Raw genomic sequence first — 20,327 nt, 5'->3', positions numbered from 1 at the left:
CGACGCACAGCTCCTCGGGCCCCGCACAGCCTCAGGCGCCGTCCGGGTGCTCCGGGGCGGCCGGGTGCTCCGGAGCGGCCTGGTGCTCCGGGGCGGCCGGGCGGCCGAGGTCGAGGGTGGCCAGGGCTCCACCGGCCGGGGCGTTGGTGAAGGCCAGGTGGGCGTCGAGGACCGCGGCCTGGCCGACAGCGATGGTGAGGCCGAGGCCGTGGCCCTGGCCGCGTTCGGCGGCGCCGGTACGGAAGCGCTGCGGCCCGTGGGCGAGGAGGTCGGCCGGGAAGCCGGGGCCGTGGTCGCGCACCGTGATGCGGCTGCCCGTGACGGTGACCTCGACGGGGGCGGCGCCGTGCCGGTGGGCGTTGGCCACCAGGTTGGTGACGATGCGCTCCACCCGGCGCGGGTCGGTGCGGACCACCGCAGGGGCCGCCAGCCCGAGCCGGGTGTCGCCTCCCGCCTGCCCGATCGCGTGGGCGACCAGGTCGCCGAGGGGCACCTCGTCGAGCCTGGCCCGCTCGGCCCCGGCATCGAGCCGGGAGACCTCCAGCAGGTCCTCGACCAGGCCGCGCAGGGTGCGGACCTGGGTGCGGACCAGGTCGGCCGCCTCGTCGTCCTCGGGCAGCAGTCCGGCGGCCGTGACCAGACCCATCAGCGGGGTGCGCAGTTCGTGGGCGACGTCGGCGGTGAAGCGCTTCTCCGCAGCCAGCCGCCCTTGCAGGGTCGCGGCCATCTCGTCCACGGCCGCCGACATCTCGGTGATCTCGTCGCGGGCACGGCCCCGGCGGCCGATCCGGGCGTCGAGGTCGCCGTCGGCGATCCGGCGGGCGGTACGGGAGCCGTGGCGCAGCCGCCGGTTCACCTGCTCGGCCGCGAGCGCGGTGACGGGCACGATCACGGCCAGGGCGACGAGGGCGGCCTTGACCATGGTGCGGTCCAGCAGCTGGAGGTTGCGCACCTCGGCGCTCATGTCGGTGCGGACGGTGAGCACCTGGTGGTCGCCGACGGGTACGGCCGCCCACATCCAGTACCAGTTGGGCGCTTTGACGTCGTACCAGAGGGCGTACTCCCCCGGTGTCCGCAGGTTCGCGACGGCGTGCGCCAGCGGAGCGGGCAGGCCGGCCGGGGGCTGCAGGTCGGCGCGATCCGGGCGGCGGCCGGTGCGGGTGAACTCCTTCTCGGCAGCGTCCAGTTGGGCGATCGCGCGGTCGCGTCCGGTCCGGTCGCCGCGCTCCGCGGTCGCCCGGTGGACGAGCAGGCCGATCGTCGCGGCGACCGTGCAGCAGGCGAGCGCGACCAGGGCGGCGATCTTCCAGCGCAGGGAGCGCGGGTCGAGGCGCCACAGGTCGCGGGTTCGCTCGGTCATCCGGTCAGCCCCGGAGGAGCTTGTAGCCGAAGCCCCGGACGGTCTCGATGCGGTCGGCGCCGATCTTCTTGCGCAGCCGCACCACGCAGAGGTCGACGACCCGGGTGTCGCCCTCCCAGCCGTAGTCCCAGACATCGCGCAGCAGGCGGCGGCGGTCCAGGACCGTGCCGGGGTTCTCGGCGAAGGCCAGCAGCAGGCGCAGTTCGGTGGGCGTGAGGGGGACGGCCCGACCGTCCAGCCGGACGTCCAGGCCGCGCGGGTCGATGGTCAGGTCGCCGAAGACGAGGAGGTCCGGCCCGGTCGGCGTGTCCTGCGGGCGCTCCGGCGCGGGCCCGGGCGCGGGCACCTGGGCGAGTTCCCCGGCCGGCGCCCGGTGGAAGGTGGCGCGGCGCAGCAGGGAGCGGATGCGGGCGACCAGGACGGGGATGTCCACGGGCTTGACCACGTAGTCGTCGGCACCGGCCTCCAGCCCGGCCACGACGTCGAGGGCGTCGCCGCGGGCGGACATCATCAGGATCGGGGTGAGGCCCTCCTCGCGGATCCGCCGGCACAGGCCGATGCCGTCGAGGCCGGGCAGCATCACGTCCAGGATCAGCACGTCGTGCGCCCCGGCCCGGAAGGCCTCCAGGCCGTCGAGGCCGTCCGCGGTGACCTCGACCTGGTACCCGTAGCGCTCCAGGGCCAGCTGGACCGAGCGGCGGATGACCGCGTCGTCTTCGACGACCAGCACGCTGACCGGGTCGGGTACGCGGGTTCCGGACAAGAGTGCTCCCGTGTCGTGGCCTGGGGGTTCGTGCGCGTTCGAGCTCACTGGTGACCGATCGTAGCCGTACGGGGCGCGGCACCGAGGTTGACCGGGACGCGGCGAGGGGGCGGGCGGGGGCTGCGCGGGTGGCGGGCGGAGGCCGGTCACAGCCGCAGGGTCGCGGCGACCGGCAGGTGGTCGCTGCCGGTGTCGGGCAGGGTCCACGCCGAGCGCGGGGTGATGCCCTTCACCAGGATCTGGTCGATCCGGACCACCGGGAAGGACGCCGGCCAGGTGAAGCCGAAGCCGGCGCCGGCCTCCTGCTGCGCCGACCGCAGCGGCCGGGTGAGCGCGTCCAGCGCGGAGTCGTCGACCGAGCCGTTGAAGTCCCCCAGGACGACGATCCGCGGGAGCCGTTCGGCCCGTACGGCCTCGGCCAGCTTGGCGGCCGCCTCGTTGCGGCGGGCCGTGGTGAAGCCGGCGGCCGGGTGCACCCGGACCGAGGCGAGGTGCGCCGCGTAGACGGCCACCGGCCCCTTCGGGGTCTGGACGGTGGCGCGCAGGGCCCTGGTCCACGGCATGATCTCCACCGGCTCCACCGCCTGGAGCGGGTACTTGCTCCACAGTCCGACGCCGCCCCGCACCTCGGAGTAGGGGTAGGCGGCGGCCAGTTCGTGCCGGTAGGTCTCCTGCGCCCGGCTCGCCAGCTCCTCCACGGCCAGGACGTCGGCGCCCGAGGCGGCCAGCGCGCGGGCCGTCCGGCGCGGGTCGGGGTTCTCCTCGTTCACGTTGTGGCTGACCACCGTGAGGTCGCCGCCGCCGGCGCGCTTGTCGACGAGGGCGGGAGCGAAGAGCACGGTCCAGACGAGAGCGGGGACGAGGACGGCGGCCGCCGCCAGGACCGACCGCCGGACCGCCGCCAGGAGCAGCAGCACCACGACGCCCACGCCCGACCAGGGCAGCACCGTCTGCCAGAGACTGCCGACGTTGCCGACACCGTTGGGCAGTTGGGAGTTCAGCGCGATCAGGGCGGCGCAGAGCACTGCGGCCACCACGATCAGCCGCCCGCGCGGCCGCCGCTGCCGCGCAGCTCGACGGATCGGACGACGGCCCGGACGACGGCCCGGAGGGCGGACCGGCGGGCGGCGGCCCGGCCCGGATGCGCCGGCCACCGTCTCTCCGCCCGCCGCCCCGACTGCCGCCGGGGAAGCCACCGAGGACACCACCGGCGCCGCACCGGCGCCCACGCCCGCGCTCACGCCCACTCCCGCTGACCGCCGTCGAGCGCCGCCAGGGCGCCCGGCAGCTTCTGTCGCAGGGCGTCGACGAGCCGGCCGCTGTTCTCCAGCGCCGCCCGCAGCCCCTCGGTGGGCGTGGTGCCCGCGCGCTGGCCGAGCACCACGCCGTAGACGAGTCGGCGGCCCGGGCCGCCCTTGCCGTCCGGGACCTCCAGGACCCACATCAGGTTGCCGCCCGCCGGCGTGCTCGACCCGGTCTTCAAGCCGACCACCCCGGGGCGGTCGAGCAGCGTGTTGGTGTTCCGCAGCAGTTCGGCCCGGCCCGGGAGCGTGGTGCTGCGCAGCGCCACCGTGGCCCGCAGCGCCGGCTCCTTCATCGCCTCGCGGGCCAGCTTGAGCTGGTCGGCGGCGGTGGACACGGTCGTGGCCTCGAAGCCGCTGGCCCCGGTGTAGGTCGTGCCGGTCATCCCCAGCCGGGCCGCCTCCGCGTTCATCCGGGCCACGAACGCCTCCTGACTGCCCGCGTCCCAACGGGCCAGCAGCCGGGCCACGTTGTTGGCGGACGGGAGCAGCATCACCTCCATCAGCTTGCGCTGGGTGAGCCGCTGCCCCTCGGTGACGGGGGCCGTGGACTCGCTCGCCGAGGCCGACTCGGCTGCGGCCTGCGCGTCGACCGTGATCGTCGGCCCGTCCTCGCCGTCCTTGAGCGGGTGGTCCCGGAGGACAACGTACGCCGTCATCACCTTGGTGACGCTCGCGATCGGCACCGGCTGCTGCTGCGGCCCCTTGACCCCGAGGACGCCGGCCTTCGCCACGGCGACGGCCGACTGCCCGTCCGTCGGCCACGGGAGGTCGAGGTCGGCGACGGCCCCGGGCGCCGGGATCACCAGCGCCCCGTCCGCCCGGGCGGCCCCGCCCGCGCCGGGGCCCGACCCCGGACCGCCGTCGGGCAGGGCGGCCAGCGCGCCCCCGCCGACCCCCGCGACCAGCAGCCCGGCCAGCGCCCGGAGCACCCCGCGGCGGGGCACCCGGCCCCGGCCGGACGCGGTGCGACCGTCCCGGCCGGCGGGTTTCGCAACGACTTTCGCAACGGCTTTCGTAACGACGGACACGACGGCTGCCTCCCGGAGCAGAGGGACACGGGCCCCGGTGCCGCCGACGGCCACCGGGTGTGCCCACAGCCTCCGGGACCAGCGCTTCCGCCCGGTCGGAGCGGGACTTCCACCGGCGCGCAGTCGTGTATCAGCCGTGTACCGGTGGCCGCCGACACGCCTCGGCCCGTACCGATGCCGTCGGAGGGCACACCCGTGCGGAGGCGGACGAGTTGCCGGAATGGGAGCATGGTCGTAGTGATGACGGCCGTCCGGACACCCGGAGATCCGGAGCCCCGTGGACCCGGAGACCTGGGGATTCCGGTTCGGGGGATGGACCGAACTGCGCGGGCTTGCGGGCTCTCGGCGCGGGAACTGCTCGCCCATGGTGCACATCCGTGAGGAGCTCCTCCCATGCCAGGGCCCATTCAGCCACCACCCGACCACTTCGCACGGTCCGGCGAGAGCGTCGAACTGCGACCGCCGAACGGCCCGCCCGCGGTCCCCGGCTTCGACCCCGCCGAGCTCCCGCCGGAGCTGCTGGAGGCGCGGGCCGCGATCGAGGGGGTCCTGAGCGGGCAGGGTGACGAGCGCCGCGCGGTCCGGTCCGCGGGCGGCGTCAGCGAGGCGACCGACATCCAGGGGATCGGCATCGGCAGGTCCGCACCGTCGGAGCACGGACCGGCCGGCGGTGCCGTGCGGCTGGGGCGGCCCACGCTGACGGTCTACCTGACCCGGCCGAGGACGGCCGAGGACGTCAGGGCGGTGCTCGTCGACCGCATGGGCGTCGGCGCCGCCGCGTCACCTGGGGTGGTCGTGGTCCCGGTCGTGACCGGGCCGATCGCGGCACAGACCTTCGAACTGCGGCAGCGGCCGGCGCCGGGTGGCGCGTCGGTTCTCGGCAACCCCAACGCCCTCGGCTTCGGCTTCGGCACCCTGGGCTGCCTGACCACCGGCCGCTCCTCCCCGCGCGACCAGCGGACGCTCATCCTCAGCTGCAACCACGTCCTCGCGAACAGCAACCTGGGGCAGCTCGGGGACTGCGTCGACCAGCCCGCCACCGGCGACTTCGGGGTCTGCCCGGACGACCTCATCGCCGTGCTGGAGCGCTTCGTCCCGGTGACCTTCGGCGGGCCCGTCAACATCGTGGACTGCGCGACGGCATGGGCGGACCCGGCCAAGGTCAGCCCCAACGTCCTGGCCCGGGGGCCGGGCGGGACGTTCGAACTGGCGATCAGCTCCACGACCGCGGCCGCGACGGTCGGCCTCGCGGTCGGCAAGAGCGGGCGGACGACGGAGGTGACCGCGGGCACCGTCCAGGAGGTGGGCGCCTCGCACTGGGCCGACTACCCGGGAGGCAACTCCGCCTTCTTCTCCGGCTCCATCGCGATCACCGGAAACCCCGGGCCGTTCGCCGGGCCCGGGGATTCCGGAGCGATCGTCTGGACCGACGACGACAACCGCAACCCGGTCGGCCTGTACTTCGCCGGCACCACCGACCGGAGCAAGGCGTTCGCGAACCCGATCGACATCGTGACCCAGGCCCTCGACGTCTTCATCACCGGCACCCTCTGAGCGTGCCGCCGCCGAACACCACCGTCACCACGGGCCGGGTCAGCGGCCCGCCCTGACCCGCCCCGCCGTCACCCCCACCGGCCGCGCCGGGCGCTCCACTCCGCGAGCCACCCGGCGAAGCCGGACGCGCCGACGGGGTCCTCGTCCGGGCCGGGGTACGGGAAGGCGCAGCCGTCGGCGAGCAGCCAGACGGTGCCGCGCCTCGGGCCGGCGGTCACCAGGACCCAGGAGGAGCCGGGGCTCTCGGTGCCGAGGACGACGGAACCGTGCCGGTGGAGCGCGGTCATCCGGGCGAGGTCCTCGGCCGGGTCGTAGTCGTACTCCCACTGCCATTCCTCGGTGAGCGGGAACGGCGCGGCCGGATCGCGCGGGGCCGAACCGTCGAACGGCACCGGGCAGAGCCAGTTGACCGACTCCCAGGTGCGCCAGCCGTCCGGCAGCCGGCCCAGCGGCAGCAGGCCGTACTCCGTCGACGGCCCGGCGGTCCCGGCGGTCCCGGCGTGCTCGGCGGTGAGTCCGTTGGCAATGTCGGCGACGAAGGTGCGGTACGGCTCGGGCAGCACGACACCGTGCCGGGCCTCCCAGGCTGCCACCCCGGCTCTGCCCAGGGGAGGTTCGGCCCGGGCCCCGGTCAGGGCCGCGCGCAGGGCGTCGAGGTCCCGGCCGCTCGGCGCGGGCCGGTCCAGTGTCACGGAGCCAGGAATACCGGCTGGGTCCGACAACCGCCGGGCGTCACTGCGCCGCGGCGGCGAGGAGCAGGTCTGCCAGGGCGGCCGGGCGGGAGAACATCGGCCAGTGGCCGGTGGCCAGTTCGGCCGGCTGCCAGTGCGGGGAGGTGAGCAGCTCGGCCACGTCCTCGTCGGGCTCCTCGCCCGCGAGAAGGCACGTGACGTACGTCGTGGGCAGGGCGGCGAGGGGGCCGGTCAGGGTGGCGGGCTCGGTCAGGGTGGCGCCCGGGTGCGGGGTCGCGCCGGCGACGATGCGGGCGGTCTGCGCCGCGGTGAGGCCGTGGCCGGCGAAGTGCTCGGGCCGGGCGCACGGCCAGGAGCCGCCGTTGGCGGCGAGGGCGGCCCGGAGCGCCGTGCCGCCGTCCGGCCAGCCGTCGGCGAAGGAGCGGCCGTCGACGGGGACGGCCGCGTCGACGAGGACCAGCCGGGCCAGCCGGTCGCCGATCCGCTGGGCGGCCTGGCCGACCGGGACGCCCGCGTAGCTGTGGCCGACCAGCACGACCCGGCGCAGGTCGTGGCGTTCGACCTCGGCCACGACGTCCTCGACGTGGGTCCGCTGCCCGGCCGGGACGTCCCGCTTCTCGGCCAGCCCGGACAGCGTCAGCGGGTGGACGGCGTGCCCGGCCGCGCGCAGCGCCGGGATCACGTCGGCCCAGGCCCAGGCGCCGAGCCGGGCACCGGCGACCAGTACGAAGTTCACCATGGCCGCACCGTAGTGGAGCGGCCCGGAGGGCGTCGCGCGGATATCCGTGACCGGCGGCCGGGCCCGGTCAGCCGAGGACGGCGTCGACCTCCACCTCGACCAGCCAGTCCGGGTCGATGAAGCGGGAGACCTCGACGAAGGTGGTGACCGGGCGGATCGCCCCGAAGCGTTCCCCGTGCGCCCGGGCGGCCTCCTCCCAGGCCGTCACGTCGGTGAGCATGATCCTGGTCCGCACCACGTCCGTCAGCGAGGCGCCCGCCTCCGCCAGCGCGGCCTCGGCGATGTCCAGGCACCGGACGGTCTGGGCATGGACGTCACCGGGCCCGACGGTCCCGCCGTCCGCGCCGATCGGCGCGGTGCCCGCCACCGCGACGTAGGGACCCTTGCGGACCGCCCGGGAGAACCCGATGCGCGGTTCCAAGGGCGAACCCGAACTGACCAGCCGACGCGTGTTGTCCATCGCGCCATGCTGGCAGAGCGGCGGGCGGAGCGGCCACGCCGTCCCGAGGTTCGGACACGGGCGGCTCGGCGGCCCCGTGGAACGACGGCCCGGCGGATGACGGCTCTGACGGCTCAACGGAACAGGTGCCGGTCCTCCGGGCGGCCGATCGGCAGCGCGAGCCCGGGCAGGAAGGATGAACAGGCCCCGGCGCCCGGGCCGCGCAAGGCCCGGGGCCGGGGCGGTCCCGCCGGGCGTCCTCAGGACCCGGCCACGGCCGTGAATTCGGCGGTGCGGACGGCGTCCCCGTGCTTGAAGTCGAGGTAGAGCCGGTACGGGCCGGCCGTCGGCGCCACCGCGTGGAAGGTGATCTCCGGGCCGGGCGCGGTGACCCCGTCGCCGGGCTCGCCGTTCGGGTGGACGTGCAGGTAGGCGAGGTCGGCGGCGCGCAGGGCCACCAGGTGGCCGTAGGCGGCCAGGTAGGGCTGGAGGTCGGCGACGGGGGCGCCGTCGCGGGTCACGGTGAAGGTGAGCGGCGCGCCGGCGCCGGCCGTCAACTGCCCGGCCAGGGTGACGGTGTAGCCGTCGACCGTGGCGGTGGCCGAGGCCTCCGGCAGCGGGTGCCCGGCGCTCTCGCCGGGGAGGGCGAGGTCCACGCCGAGGGTGAGCGGGGCGGCGCCGACGGCCTTGAAGTCGGCGTAGGCGTGGTAGGCGGCGGGCCCGTCGAAGGGGTTGGCCACCCGCCAGGTGCCGTCCGCGTCCAGCGTGGGGTGGACGTGCCGGTAGCCGGAGAGGTCGCGGCGGACCACGATCAGGTGCAGCAGGGCCTCGTGCTGGGGCTCGTACGCGGTGACGGCCTCGCCGTCCGGCCCGGTGATCCGGAAGGTGAACTCGCCGTCGGGGCCGACGTTCTCCGGTATCAGGGTGTAGCCCTGGTCGGAGGCCGCCAGCCCCTGCGGAGCGCCGTGCCCGGCGTGGTGGTCACCGTGGCCGTGGTTCTCGTGGTGCTCGTGGTGGTCACCGTGACCGGCGTGGTGCTCGTGCGGGTGGTGCGGCTGGTGCTGCTCGTGGCCGTGCTGCTGATGCGTGTTCATACCGTCCACGAACGCGGCCCGTTGCTCCCGCGTTCCCCGCAGGCGTCTGCTCCGAGCGAACTCGTGCGGCCGCGCGCGAAGCCCGCGCGCGGCGCCCGCGCCCGGCGCCCTAGACTCGACGCGCCCCGGGCGCGCACTCCCCTCCCCCGCGCCGCGCCCTCCCTCCGAGGGCGCACCGGCTCACGGTCCCGCGCCCTCGCACGCCGTTTGCTCGCGAACGACGCCCGGCGGCGCTGACGAGCACCGGGACGGCCGATCCCTCCGTTCCGGAGCCGACCGACCCCCGGTGGCGGGCGGGTCGGGCGTTGCCCGGCGCGCACCGGCGCGCCTACCGTCGGGGCGTCACCGGTGGCGGGCACCGGCGTCCACGGACCCGCCCCCGCCACCAGGCTCGCAGCGGGCCGCATCCCCGAGGCGCGCCATGGGCATGCAGGGACTGTCAGGCTCTCGCGTGACGGCCCTGACCACAGGTATGACCAAGGGACGGCCATGGCACTGCAAGACCCTTCTCCGCGTGACGACTTGACCCGGGACGGGTGGGAGCCGCCCCCGACCACCGGGGACGGGTGGGAGCCGCCGCCGACCGCCCGGCCCCTGCCGGACCGCCCCGCCCCCGGCATCACCGTCGCCGTCTACGAGGGCGACCCGCTGTCCCGCGCCGGCGTCGCCGAACACCTGGCCCAGCAGCCCGACATGGAGTTGCTCCGGCCGGAGGGCCGTGCGCCCGGCCGGACGGAGGACATCGCCGTCGCCCTGGTCGACCGGCTGGACGCGCCGACGGCGGAGCGGCTGCGCGAACTGGCCGCCGGGGGCGAGCGGCGGATCGTGCTGGTCGTCGGGGAGGGGGAGCTCGACGGGCACCGGCTGGACGAGGCCCTGGAGGCCGGCGTCCACACCGTGCTGCGCCGCCACCAGGCCACTCCCACCCGGCTGGTGGAGGCGATCCGCGCGGCCGCCCGGGCCGAGCGGCGCCCGGGAGACCTCGTGCGGCCGACCGGTCCGCCGCCCCCGTCCGAGCGGGCCCTCACCGACCGGGGTGCCGACGCGCTCGCGGCCGGTGAGGACGGCCACGGCGACCGGCTCTCCCTCCAGGCGTTCGGGCCGATGACGGCGCGCCGCGGCGCCCGCGAGCTGCCGCTCGGCCCGCCCCGGCACCGGGCGGTGCTGGGGCTCCTGCTCACCCGGCCGGGCCAGGTCGTCCCGGCCGACGAGCTGATCGAGGAACTGTGGGGCGGGCGCCCGCCGCAGCACCCCTCGGCCACCCTGCAGACGTACATCTCCCACCTGCGCCGCGCCCTGACCCCGGGGCCCGGGCCGCACGAGGCCACCGGCCTGCTGCGGCACCGTCCGCCCGGTTACGTCCTCACGCTCGACCCCGACCTGGTCGACGTCCACCGGTTCGAACGGCTGGTGGCCGACGGACGCCGGCACGCGGCCGCGCGGCGGTTCGCCCCGGCCCGCGACCGCCTCGCCGAGGCCCTCGGCCTGTGGCGCGGCAGTCCCTTCCTCGAACTCACCTCCTACTCCCGGCTCGCCGAGGAGGGCGCCAGGCTGGAACACCTGCGGCTGGAGGCCGTGGAGATCCAGGCCGAAGCGTGGCTGGCCCTGGACGAACCGGACCTCGTGGTGTCGGCGCTGGAGCGGGACGCCCGCCGCCACCCCGCGCAGGAGCGGCTGATCGGCCGGCTGATGACCGGGCTGTACCGGTCCGGCCGGCAGGCCGAGGCGCTGCGGCTCTACGAGCGCACCCGCAGCTACCTGGCGGACGAGCTGGGGGTCGATCCCGGCGCCGAACTCCAGGGCGTCCACCTGGACATCCTCCGCCAGGCGCCCCCGGCGGAACCCGCCGACGAGCTGCCGGGCCCCCGCCCCGCCGGGCGTCCGGCGGCGGGCCTCCCGGCGGCCCGGGCGGAGCGCGCCCCCGCCCCGCTCTCCCCACCCGCCCAGCACGGCGCCGACGCGGCGACGCCGTCCGGACCGGCGGACCCGCACCGTGAACCGCCGGCCCGGCTCCCGCAGACCGCGCACCTCTTCGTGGGCCGGGAGCGCGAACTCGGCGCGCTGGCCTCGCTCGCGCAGGACGCCCTGCGCGGCGGCGGGCACCTGACGGCCGTCCTGGGCGAGGCGGGCATCGGCAAGACCGAGCTGCTCGCGACGCTGACCGCCCGGCTGGAGGCGGACGGCGTGGAGGTGGTCCGGGGCAACTGCTGGAGCGGCGACGGCGTTCCGCCCTACTGGGCCTGGCTGCAGGTGCTGCGTCAGCTGGCGGCCTCACGCCCCGAGGAGTTCCGGGACGCCCGGGACCGGTTCGGCGACCCGGTGGCGTCCCTGCTGCCCGAGTACCGGAGCGCCGCCAGCGGAGCCGCCCCGCCGCCGGACGGGCCCGACTCCCGGACCAGGTTCCTCGCCCACGACGCCGTGTGCGAGGCGGTCCTCGCCGTGGCCGCGCAACGGCCGCTGCTGCTGGCGCTGGAGGACCTGCACTGGGCCGACCGCCCCTCCCTGGAGCTGCTCAGGATGCTCAGCACCCGTACCCACGGCAGAGCGCTGGCCCTCCTGGTCACCGTCCGGGAGTCGGGCATCAGCATCGAACCGCCGCTCGGTGAGCCGACCAGCGAGATCCTGGGCAGCCCGCGCACCCGCACCGTCCACCTGGACGGCCTCCCGGAGCGGGCGGTCGGCCTGCTCGCCGCCGCCCGGGCCGGTTCCGAGGTCGGCGCCGAGGTGGTCCGCACGCTGCACGAACGCAGCGGGGGGAACCCGTACCTGCTCGGCCAGTTGCTCTCCCTGCTGAACGACGGCAGCCAGCTCCTCGACCGGGCCACCGTACGGGCGGCGCTCACCGAGGTTCCGGCCAGCGTCAACGGCGTACTGCGCCGCGGCTTCTCCGCGCTGCCCGAACCCGTTCTGCGCGTGCTGCACGGCTGTGCCGTGCTCGGGACGGAGGTGGACCTCCGGCTGCTCAAGAAGGTGCTGGGCGAGCGGCACAGCCTCGCCCAGGCGATGGAGCCGGCGGTCGAGGCCGGGCTGCTGCGGCAGGACCCCCAGGACCCCCGCCGGTTCTCCTTCACCCACACCATCGTCCGCGAGGCCCTGCTGGGCCAGATGCGCGGCGAGGAGCGGACCCGCCTGCACGCCAGGACGGCCGACGCCCTGCGCTCCTGCCCCGGCAAGGCCGACAAGGAGGCCGACCGGATCGCCCACCACGCCTGGCAGGCGTTCCCCCTCCTGCCCGCCGACCAGGTCGTGCCGCACCTGCTGCGGGCGGGCGAGCAGGCCGGTCTGCGGCTGGCGTACGAGGAGTCCGAGATGTGGCTGCGCCGTGCCCTGCGCCTCCTCCCGGGCCTGCCCCCGGACGATCCGGCCGCGGCGGAGCTGGAACTGTCCGTGCAGTACCGGCTCGGCCGGGTGCTGGCCGCCACCCGCGGTTACGGGGACTCCGAGGCGGAGGCCGCGTCCCACCGCAGCCTGGTGCTGCACACCGCCGCCCACACCGCCGCCCACACCGCCCAGGAGCCCCTCCTGCTGTGGGAGCAGTGCTGCGCCCAGCTGGTGACCGGCCGCTACGCCCGGTGCATGCAGTCCGTCAAACAGCTGCGGCAGCTCGCCGAGTCCACCCAGGACCCGGTGGCGGTGCTCTGCGCGGCCTACGGCTCGGGGGTGCTGACCCACGTGCGCGGCCAGTACACCGAGGCGCTGGCGGAGCTGGACCGCGCCTGCGAGGTCGCCGACCGCCTCCCCTCGCACCAACGCGCCGCGCTGGCACCGGTGCTGATGCACGACCCGCGGCTGCCGTGCCGGGGCTACCGGGCGCTGACCCTGTGGCTCCTGGGCTCCCGGGCGGAGGCCCGGCAGCAGTGCGAGGACCTGCTGGTGCTGACCGAGTACGACAGCCGGCCCGCCGACCGCGCGTACGCCCTCTACTTCCGCGCCCTGCTGGCCGCCCTGTCCGGCGACGTCGAGACCGCCGCCCGCTCCAGCGCCCTGGGCCTGGAGACGGCCGCCGGCTACGGGCTGCGCTACTGGACCGCCATGCTGCAGGTGTGCCAGGGGTGGGCCCGGGCGCACTCCGCCACCGCGCCGGGCGACGGCGTCGAGCTGATCCAGTCGGCGCTGGCCGACCTGCGCGCCGGCGGGACGGCGATCCGTCGCCCGCTCCACCTGGGGCTGCTCGCCCAGTCCCAGCACGCCGTGGGGCTGGTGCACGAGGAGGCGGCCACGCTGCGCCGGCTGGCCATGGAGGTCGGCCTGCGCGGGGAGTACGCGTACCTGAGCGAACAGTTGTCCTTCAACGACCTGGGGAGCCGCGGCCGCGACGCCCGCCGCTGAACCGGGCGCCTCGCCTGCCTCCGCGCCCGGGGCCCGGCCACCGCCGTACCCAGGGGGCTGCAAGGGATCGGCAAGGGGAGGCGCAGCGGACGGGCGAGGTCTCGGCAAGGTGCCCGGCGCAGACTCGTGGCAGCGGTCGACGGATCACGTCGGCCGGGCGCCGGCGCGTCGGGTGGTCCCGACGCGCGGGCACCGCAGCCGAAGGAGGGCCCACCTTGTTCGACACGGACACCGGTTTCGCGCGCATCGAATCCCCCTACCAGATCCACCTCGCCCAGCGGACGCTGCCCCGGGCCGAGGTGGCCGAGCTGCACGCCACCGTGCCGCTGGAGCGCGCGGAGCTCATCTCGCGCAGCGACCCGAAGCACGAGAAGCAGTACCGGATGAAGCTGTTCTACCTGATGCTCAACAACCAGCGCACCGCGGTCGCCGACGAGCTGCCGCCCGCGTGGGCGTCGCTGCTGGACGAGTTGACGGGCAGCCGGTTCACCGAGTGGCTCTCGGCGGGCACCGGCGTCGACCTCGACGGCCTGTTCCTGGACATCGGGGTCTACACCCACCGCGAGGGCGACTACCTCTCCCCGCACAAGGACAAGACGGACAAGGCGATCACGGCGCTCCTCTACCTGAACGAGGACTGGCCGACCGACGGGGGCGGGGAGTTCGAGGTCCGGGCCTCGGGCCGGTCCGCCGAGAAGCCGGTGCTGAGCCTGCCGCCGCGGCCCGGGCAGTTCCTGGCGTTCGTGCCCACCGACCGGTCCTGGCACTCGGTCTCGCGGGTGGCCGAGGGGAATCCGGTCACCCGGCTGACCGTGCAGGTGGAGTACTGGTTCGAGCGGATCGACCGGTACCGCGCCGAGATGTCGTCCAAGTGACCCCTCCCGGTGGGGCGTTCGAGTGAGTCGTCCCCGTGACGCGAAGGAGCCGATGTGCTGTCCACCGACCGGCCGCGGTACTTGCTGCTGAACACGAAGAACCTGCTGCACCGCCTCCCGGAGTGGTTCCCGGACGCCGGGGCGGAGCTGGTCGTGGTCAGCACCCCGGGCGCCCTGGGCGGAGCGGACCGCACCGACCGGGCGAAGGACTTCCTGCACCTGCACCTGGTGGACGGCTTCGACCACCCGTCCGTGGAGGGCGAGTTGGCGGAGCTGGCGGAGCGCTTCGGCGTGCGGCGGATCCTGTCGACGGGCGAGCGGGACGTCCTGCGGGCGGCCCGGCTCCGCGAGCGGCTGGGGCTGCCGGGGCAGGGCGTGGCGGCCGCCACCGCCTACCGCGACAAGTGGGTGATGAAGTCGGCGCTGGCCGCCGCCGGGGTGCCGGTGGCACCGATGCGCAGGCTCCACCACCTCCGCGACCTCACCGGCTTCGCCGAGGAGTTCGGGTTCCCGGTGGTCGTCAAGCGCCTGGACGCCGGCGGTTCGAACGGCACCCGGGTGCTCTGGGACGCGGCGGCGCTGCGGGAGTTCACCGCCGACTGGGACCCGGGGCGACCGGGCGCACCGCAACTCGCCGAGGCCTGGGTCGAGGGCGACTTCTACCAGGTGAACGGCCTGATGGACGACGGGCGGATCGTGCTGGGCCAGCCGTCCTGCCACCCGTACTCCGACTGGTTCTCGGTGGCCTTCGACGCGCCGGGCATGAGCGGCATGATGCCCGAGGGGCATCCGCTGGCCGAGCGCCTCGGGCGCACCGCGGCCCAGGTCGTGGCGGCGCTGCCGCCGACCCCCGGGATCTGCGCCTTCCAGGTCGAGCTCTTCCACACCCCGGACGACCGGCTGGTGGTGTGCGAGGCGGCCTGCCGCGCCGGGGGTTCGCGCATGGTCGACACCCACGAGGCCACCCTGGGCGTCAACCTGCACGGCGCGAGCCTGCTCGGCCAGGCCGGGCGCGGCGAGCTGGTGACCCTGCGGCCCACCGGGCGGCGCCAGGGCTACTCCCGGTTCCCCCCGGCCCGCGGCGTGCTGCGCCGGCTGCCCCGGGAGTGTCCGCTGCCCTCGACCCTCAGCTACACGGCCACCGGCGAGGTGGGGCGCCGCTACGACGGCTCGACCGCCCTGGGGCCCTACGTCGCCGAGGTGGTGTTCACCCTCTCCGGCCCGGACCCGGCCGCCGAGATGCGCGAGGTCGAGCAGTGGTGGGACGACAACGTGGAGTGGGAGGAGCGGTGCAACGCCGTTCCCGACCGATGGAAGGCCACCAGGCGCGCACCGCACGCCGGGTGGCGGGCGACCGGCCGCCCCGGGCCGGCCGGCGACTGACGAAGGAGCGATCCATGTCCGAGCGAGCGGAGACCACCGGCCCGCCGCGGCCGGGCCGCGGCGAACCCCTGCGGGTGCTGGTCATCTGGCCGCCGCAGGTGCTCAGTTACTTCAACGCGGGCCACCACCTGGCGCTGTACCAGGTCGCGGGGCACCTGCGGGCCGTCCTGCCGGGCGGCGCCGTCACGGCGGTCGACGCCAGTGTCGAGCGCCGCACCTGGAAGGACGTCGGCAACGACCTGTTCCAGCACCAGTACGACGTGATCGCGGTCATGAACGACTTCGACGGCGTGGACGGGCTGCGCCGGTTCGTGTCGTACGCCCGGTCGCTCAGCCCGCGGTCGAGGATCGTCACCTTCGGCCGGCTCAGCGGCGTCAACCCGGCCTACTTCCGGACCTTCGACCTCGACGCCGTCGTGGAGAACGGGGACTTCGAGGCGGGCGTGGCCGCGGCGGTGGAGGTCTTCCGGGGCCTCGCCCCGGCGGCGCCCGGCGTGCACCTGCGGCACCCGGACGGCTGGCGGGCTCCGGTCCGCCCGGGCGCGGTGCTGCCGCCGGAGAGCTGGCACCTGCCCGAGCCGCACGAGATCCCCTACCAGCGGTACGACGAGCTGTACCACGACGACGCGAACAAGTTCTGCGGCATCCCCCGGCGGCGCGAGCTGGTCGTCCCGGCGGCCCGCGGCTGCCCGATCGGCTGCTCGTACTGCGAGGTCCACCCGATCTTCGGCAAGCGGGAGCGCCGGCTGACGGTGGCCCGGACGCTGGAGTACATCGAACGGTCCTTCGCCGCCGCGCCGTTCGAGTACGTGGCCTTCTACGCCCCGACCTTCACGCTGGACCGCCGCTGGACGGCGGAGCTGTGCGAGCGGCTCACCGAGCGAGGCGCGCCGTACCCGTGGAAGTGCGCCACCACCGTGCACCACCTGGACGAGGAGCTGGTCGGGGCGATGGGCCGGGCGGGCTGCGTGCGGATCAGCATCGGGCTGGAGACCCTCGACCCGGACGGGCACGACGCCCTGCCCAGGTCGAAGCGCAAGTCCGAACGGGACCTGGAGGCGCTGTCCGGGTGGTGCGCCGCCGCCGGGATCGAGCTGAACTGCTTCGTCATGGTGGGCCTGCCCGGCAGTTCGACCGCCGGGGTGCGGCGGACCGTCGCCAAGGTGCAGGAGCTCGGCGGCCGTTCCCGGCCCACCGTGTACACGCCCTGGGACGCCGCCCGTCCGGACATGTCGGACCAGGAGATGGCCGCGTTCAACCGCCAGCTGTTCGTGCCCGGGACCCACGACCTGGGCGCCGAGGAGCTGCGGGAGGCCTACGACGTGGTGTTCGGCCGTCAGCCGGACGTCACGGCCGTGTTCGAGAAGGTCCCGCAGCGTAGCGGCGCCCTCGACGGCCCGGACCCGCTGGTGGTGGCGCCGTGACCCTCGGAACCCTCCCGGACGGTCCGGGCACCCTCGACTCCCCGTTCCGGCGGCCGGCGGACGGGCTGTTCCGCAGCCGGCGCACCCGGGTGCCCGGCGAGGTGAACCTGAAGAGCTGCGGCCTGCTCCACCCGCGGGCGGCCGCCCTGCACGGGCGGACCCTGGCCGGCCTCGACCCGGTCGACGTCCTGACCTACCCGGTGCTCGGGCCGACGTACGCCCTGCTCGCCGAGCGCCTGGGGACGACGCCCGACTCACTGGTCCTCACCGCGGGCAGCGACCCGGGCCTGGGCCTGCTGGTCCGGGCCTTCCCCACGGCCTCCCGGATCGTGCTGCACGACCCCGACTTCGACGGCTGGTCGAAGTTCGCCCGGATCGCCGGCTGCGCCCTGGACCGGGTGCCGGCCGACCCGGCGACCGGCCGCTTCCGGCTCGCCGACCTGCTGCCCCGGCTGCGCCAGGGGCCGCCGGCCTTCGTGGTCGTCACCCAGCCGCACAGCCTCACCGGCCAGGTCCACGACGCGGAGCAGCTCGCCGAACTGGCGCGGGCCGTCGGGGAGCACGGCAGCCTGCTGGTCGTGGACACCGCCTACCTGGCCTTCTGCGCGGGCGGTGAGGAACTCGTCCGCGGCATCACCGGCCGGCGGCACGTGGTGCGGGTGAACAGCTTCTCCAAGTGCTACGGGCTGTCCGGCGCGCGGATCGGCGTGGTCGTCGCCCACCCCGACACGGCCCGGCACCTGTTCGACCTCGACCCGGAGGCGCCGCTGTCGGCGGTCGCCGTGGCCCTGCTGCGGGAGTCGTTGCGCCGGCACGAGGTCTTCGAGGAGATCTGGACGGAGATCCGCGGGCTGCGGGACCGCTTCGCGGCACGCGTCGAGGAGACCCTGCCCGGCTGGCGGGCCCGGAGCGGCGGCGGGAACTTCGTCACCTGGGACGTCCCGGGCCCGGACCGGGCCGAGTCGGCGGCCGCGTTCCTCCTCGGCCACGGCATCGTGGTCCGCAACCTGTCGGGCGCCCCCGGCCTGCCCGCGGCCCTGCGCATCGCGGTCGCCGACGGGCCGACCGTGGACCGGGTGGTCGACCTGCTCGGCGCCTGGCGCGAGGAGTGCCCCGGATGAGCGCCCCACGCCGTACCGGTCCGGCCGGCCGCGGGCCGGTACCCGCCGGCGGCACCCGGACGATCGCCCTCCCCGGGCTGCCCAACGTCCGTGACAGCGGCGGGCTGTCCGGGCCGCGCGGGGCCACGCTGCGGCGCGGGATCCTGCTGCGCGGCCCGGCCCCCTCCCCCGCGACGGCCCCGGCCCTGGACGGCCTGGGCGTCCGGACGGTGGTCGACCTGCGCCTGCCGACCGAACGGGAGCGGGAGGACGGACCGGCGGGCACCCGGGCCGAGGTGCTGCGGCGCCCGGTGTGGGGCGACATGAGCGGCATCCGCGGCACCCGGCGTCCGGCCCAGAGCGCCTACCTGGCCAACTACCGCAGCATGCTGGCGCTGGCGGCGCCGGTGGCCGCGGAGGTCGTCGGGCTGTTGGCGCGCGGCGGCCCGGCCCCCGTCTACGTCTGCTGCACGGTCGGCAAGGACCGCACCGGCGTGGTCTGCGCCCTGGTCCTGCGGGGCCTGGGCGTCAGGCTCGCGGAGGTCGCCAACGACTACGCACTCACCGGCCGCGCCTACCGGGCCCTGCGGCCGGGGGACCCGCGCCCCAGCTGGTCCTACCAGGGCTCACTCGACGAACTGCGGATCCGCACCGCCTCGCCGGCGGCGACGATGCACACCCTGCTCTCCGGCCTGGAACGGGAGCACGGGAGCGTCGGCGTCCTCCTCGAACGGCACGGGCTGTCGCCGCTGACCAGGCGGGACGCCGTGGCGCGGGTCTTCGAGCAGCGCGTCCGACCGGAAGGGACACCACCATGTCCGTAGTCGACATCCCGGCGCTCGCCGGTGCCGAGCTGCTCCACGACCCCTACGAGTACGCGGTGGTGCCGCGGTCCTTCACGGACCCGGCGGCGGCGCTCGCGCTGCGCGAGGAGTTCACGGCGACGGGGTTCACCCGCGCCGAGCGGCGGCCCGACGGCGGGGACGGCAAGAAGTACCTGATGCACAACCGGACGCTGGTCTCCGACGGGCGGCCGGACCGGCGCGGCGTCGACTCGCTGTCCGACACCTGGCAGCGGCTGGTCGCCGACGTCCTGTCGGACGACTACCGGGCCGCGCTGTCCGCGCTCACCGGCACCGGGCTCGACGACTGCACGGTCGAGGCCAGGATGACCCGCTACTCGCGCGCCTGCTGGATCGAGCCGCACACCGACCGGCCCGACAAGGCGGTCACCCACCTCTTCTACTTCAACCGCGCGTGGCACGCCGAGTGGAACGGCGACCTGCACGTGCTGCGCGGGCCGCGGATGGCGGACGTCGCCCGCCGCGTCCCGCCGCTACTGGGCACCTCGGTGGTGCTGGTCCGCTCCGACCGCTCCTGGCACGGCGTCCCGCCGGTGGCCGAGGAGTGCCCCGAGGACCGGCTCGCGCTGCTCGTCCACTTCGTCCGTCCGTGACCGGAGGAACCATGCACGTCCTGTCCGACCCCGCCGTCGCCGTCTCCGTCGCCACCACCGTGGACGTCACCGGCGACCTCGCCCGCACGGGCTTCGCCGTCGTCGACGGCGCCGACTTCCGGCTCACCGCGCCCGTGCGGGAGAGCCTGGACGCCTTCGCCGCGTCCTACGACGACCTGCCGCTCGACCCGTTCCTGCCGGACGGCGGCAGCTACCGCTACCGGCGCCACACCCGGTACGCCTACGACCTCGACAGCGGTGAGCTGGCGGTGACGGAGAACCCGGGCTACTTCCAGACCCGCGAGAACAACCCCTTCGCGGGCGGTCGGATGCGCAAGTACGAGGAGCTGGACCCGTCGGTCCGGTTCGGCGCGTTCCTGTCCGCCCTGATCGCCTTCAACGTCGGCCGGCTGCCGGCGGACCGGGCCCGGCGGTGGGCGGTGCAGGCGCACTGCGTGCGGATCGTCGCCCGCGCCGACGCGGCGGGCAGGCCGACGCCGGAGGGCGTGCACCGGGACGGCTGCACCTTCATCAGCCTGCACATGGTGCGCCGTCACAACATCGAGGGCGGGCTCACCTCCGTCTACACCCCCGAGGGGGAGCCCGTCGCCGAGAAGCTCTTCTCCGCGCCCCTGGACTCGCTGTACGGCGAGGACGTCCGGATCCGCCACGGCGTGGGGGACGTCGCGGTCGCCGACCCCGCGCTCGGCCCGGGCACCCGCGACATGCTCCTGATGAGCTACGACCCGCTGTAGCCCGCGCACCACCACAGGCAGATCCGGCTCGC

General features: G+C 75.6%; 17 protein-coding genes. 9 read left to right on the top strand and 8 right to left on the bottom strand.

From position 1 onward, the window contains the following. Positions 1-31 precede the first annotated feature (31 nt). The 4 genes from ACZ58X_RS10925 to ACZ58X_RS10910 all read right to left on the bottom strand — a co-directional run bounded on the left by ACZ58X_RS10925 (position 32) and on the right by ACZ58X_RS10910 (position 4,371). Positions 32-1,360: a sensor histidine kinase gene (locus ACZ58X_RS10925; protein ID WP_470333336.1), complete on the bottom strand. Its 1,329-nt coding sequence runs from the start codon at positions 1,358-1,360 to the stop codon at positions 32-34. Between the two features lie 4 nt (positions 1,361-1,364). After that, positions 1,365-2,123 carry a two-component system response regulator CseB gene (cseB, locus tag ACZ58X_RS10920; protein WP_470333335.1) on the bottom strand — a complete coding sequence of 253 codons (759 nt, stop codon included), beginning with the start codon at positions 2,121-2,123 and terminating at the stop codon, positions 1,365-1,367. A gap of 146 nt (positions 2,124-2,269) precedes the next feature. Further along, positions 2,270-3,205, bottom strand: coding sequence for an endonuclease/exonuclease/phosphatase family protein (locus ACZ58X_RS10915; RefSeq protein WP_470333397.1), 936 nt, complete (start codon positions 3,203-3,205; stop codon positions 2,270-2,272). A gap of 155 nt (positions 3,206-3,360) precedes the next feature. Beyond that, positions 3,361-4,371 (bottom strand): D-alanyl-D-alanine carboxypeptidase family protein, encoded by a 1,011-nt coding sequence (locus ACZ58X_RS10910; RefSeq protein ID WP_470333334.1) that lies wholly within the window; start codon positions 4,369-4,371, stop codon positions 3,361-3,363. 477 nt (positions 4,372-4,848) lie between these two features. Here ACZ58X_RS10910 and ACZ58X_RS10905 point away from each other — a divergent pair, with 477 nt between their 5' ends. Next, on the top strand, positions 4,849-6,009 hold the full coding sequence (locus tag ACZ58X_RS10905) for a chymotrypsin family serine protease (RefSeq protein WP_470333333.1): 1,161 nt from the start codon (positions 4,849-4,851) through the stop codon (positions 6,007-6,009). A 68-nt stretch (positions 6,010-6,077) separates the two neighbouring features. On the opposite strand, the gene ACZ58X_RS10900 is transcribed toward ACZ58X_RS10905, so the two are convergent. The 4 genes from ACZ58X_RS10900 to ACZ58X_RS10885 form a co-directional block, all read right to left on the bottom strand. Continuing rightward, positions 6,078-6,701, bottom strand: coding sequence for an SMI1/KNR4 family protein (locus ACZ58X_RS10900; RefSeq protein WP_470333332.1), 624 nt, complete (start codon positions 6,699-6,701; stop codon positions 6,078-6,080). A 40-nt stretch (positions 6,702-6,741) separates the two neighbouring features. Then, a complete protein-coding gene (locus ACZ58X_RS10895; RefSeq protein ID WP_470333331.1) occupies positions 6,742-7,440 on the bottom strand; it encodes an alpha/beta fold hydrolase in 699 nt (232 codons plus the stop codon). 67 nt (positions 7,441-7,507) lie between these two features. Further along, a complete protein-coding gene (locus ACZ58X_RS10890; RefSeq protein ID WP_360233908.1) occupies positions 7,508-7,900 on the bottom strand; it encodes a RidA family protein in 393 nt (130 codons plus the stop codon). Between the two features lie 239 nt (positions 7,901-8,139). After that, complete coding sequence (locus ACZ58X_RS10885) at positions 8,140-8,973, bottom strand: hypothetical protein (protein WP_470333330.1); 834 nt, start codon at positions 8,971-8,973, stop codon at positions 8,140-8,142. 489 nt (positions 8,974-9,462) lie between these two features. On the opposite strand from ACZ58X_RS10885, the gene ACZ58X_RS10880 reads away from it, so the two are divergent. The 8 genes from ACZ58X_RS10880 (at position 9,463) to ACZ58X_RS10845 (ending at position 20,295) form a co-directional block, all read left to right on the top strand. After that, positions 9,463-13,302 (top strand): BTAD domain-containing putative transcriptional regulator, encoded by a 3,840-nt coding sequence (locus ACZ58X_RS10880; RefSeq protein ID WP_470333329.1) that lies wholly within the window; start codon positions 9,463-9,465, stop codon positions 13,300-13,302. Positions 13,303-13,517: 215 nt separating this feature from the next. After that, positions 13,518-14,177 carry a 2OG-Fe(II) oxygenase gene (locus ACZ58X_RS10875; protein WP_470333328.1) on the top strand — a complete coding sequence of 220 codons (660 nt, stop codon included), beginning with the start codon at positions 13,518-13,520 and terminating at the stop codon, positions 14,175-14,177. Between the two features lie 54 nt (positions 14,178-14,231). Then, a complete protein-coding gene (locus ACZ58X_RS10870; protein ID WP_470333327.1) occupies positions 14,232-15,560 on the top strand; it encodes an ATP-grasp domain-containing protein in 1,329 nt (442 codons plus the stop codon). A 14-nt stretch (positions 15,561-15,574) separates the two neighbouring features. Next, the gene (locus tag ACZ58X_RS10865; protein WP_470333326.1) at positions 15,575-16,984 is read left to right on the top strand and encodes a B12-binding domain-containing radical SAM protein; all 1,410 of its coding nucleotides are present in this window, start codon (positions 15,575-15,577) and stop codon (positions 16,982-16,984) included. Then, a complete protein-coding gene (locus tag ACZ58X_RS10860; protein ID WP_470333325.1) occupies positions 16,981-18,105 on the top strand; it encodes an aminotransferase class I/II-fold pyridoxal phosphate-dependent enzyme in 1,125 nt (374 codons plus the stop codon). The genes ACZ58X_RS10865 and ACZ58X_RS10860 overlap by 4 nt, the downstream gene beginning before the upstream one ends. Then, on the top strand, positions 18,102-18,908 hold the full coding sequence (locus ACZ58X_RS10855; RefSeq protein WP_470333324.1) for a tyrosine-protein phosphatase: 807 nt from the start codon (positions 18,102-18,104) through the stop codon (positions 18,906-18,908). The genes ACZ58X_RS10860 and ACZ58X_RS10855 overlap by 4 nt, the downstream gene beginning before the upstream one ends. Then, entirely contained in the window at positions 18,899-19,540 is a 642-nt protein-coding gene (locus tag ACZ58X_RS10850; RefSeq protein ID WP_470333323.1) for a 2OG-Fe(II) oxygenase, read from the top strand. Before ACZ58X_RS10855 ends, ACZ58X_RS10850 begins: the two co-directional genes overlap by 10 nt. Continuing rightward, positions 19,537-20,295, top strand: coding sequence for a 2OG-Fe dioxygenase family protein (locus tag ACZ58X_RS10845; RefSeq protein WP_470333322.1), 759 nt, complete (start codon positions 19,537-19,539; stop codon positions 20,293-20,295). Before ACZ58X_RS10850 ends, ACZ58X_RS10845 begins: the two co-directional genes overlap by 4 nt. Positions 20,296-20,327 lie beyond the last annotated feature (32 nt).

The organism is Kitasatospora sp. NPDC040550, assembly GCF_055594965.1.
Note: the sequence above shows the minus strand (reverse complement) of the source record. Positions and strands in the feature narration are given on the sequence as shown.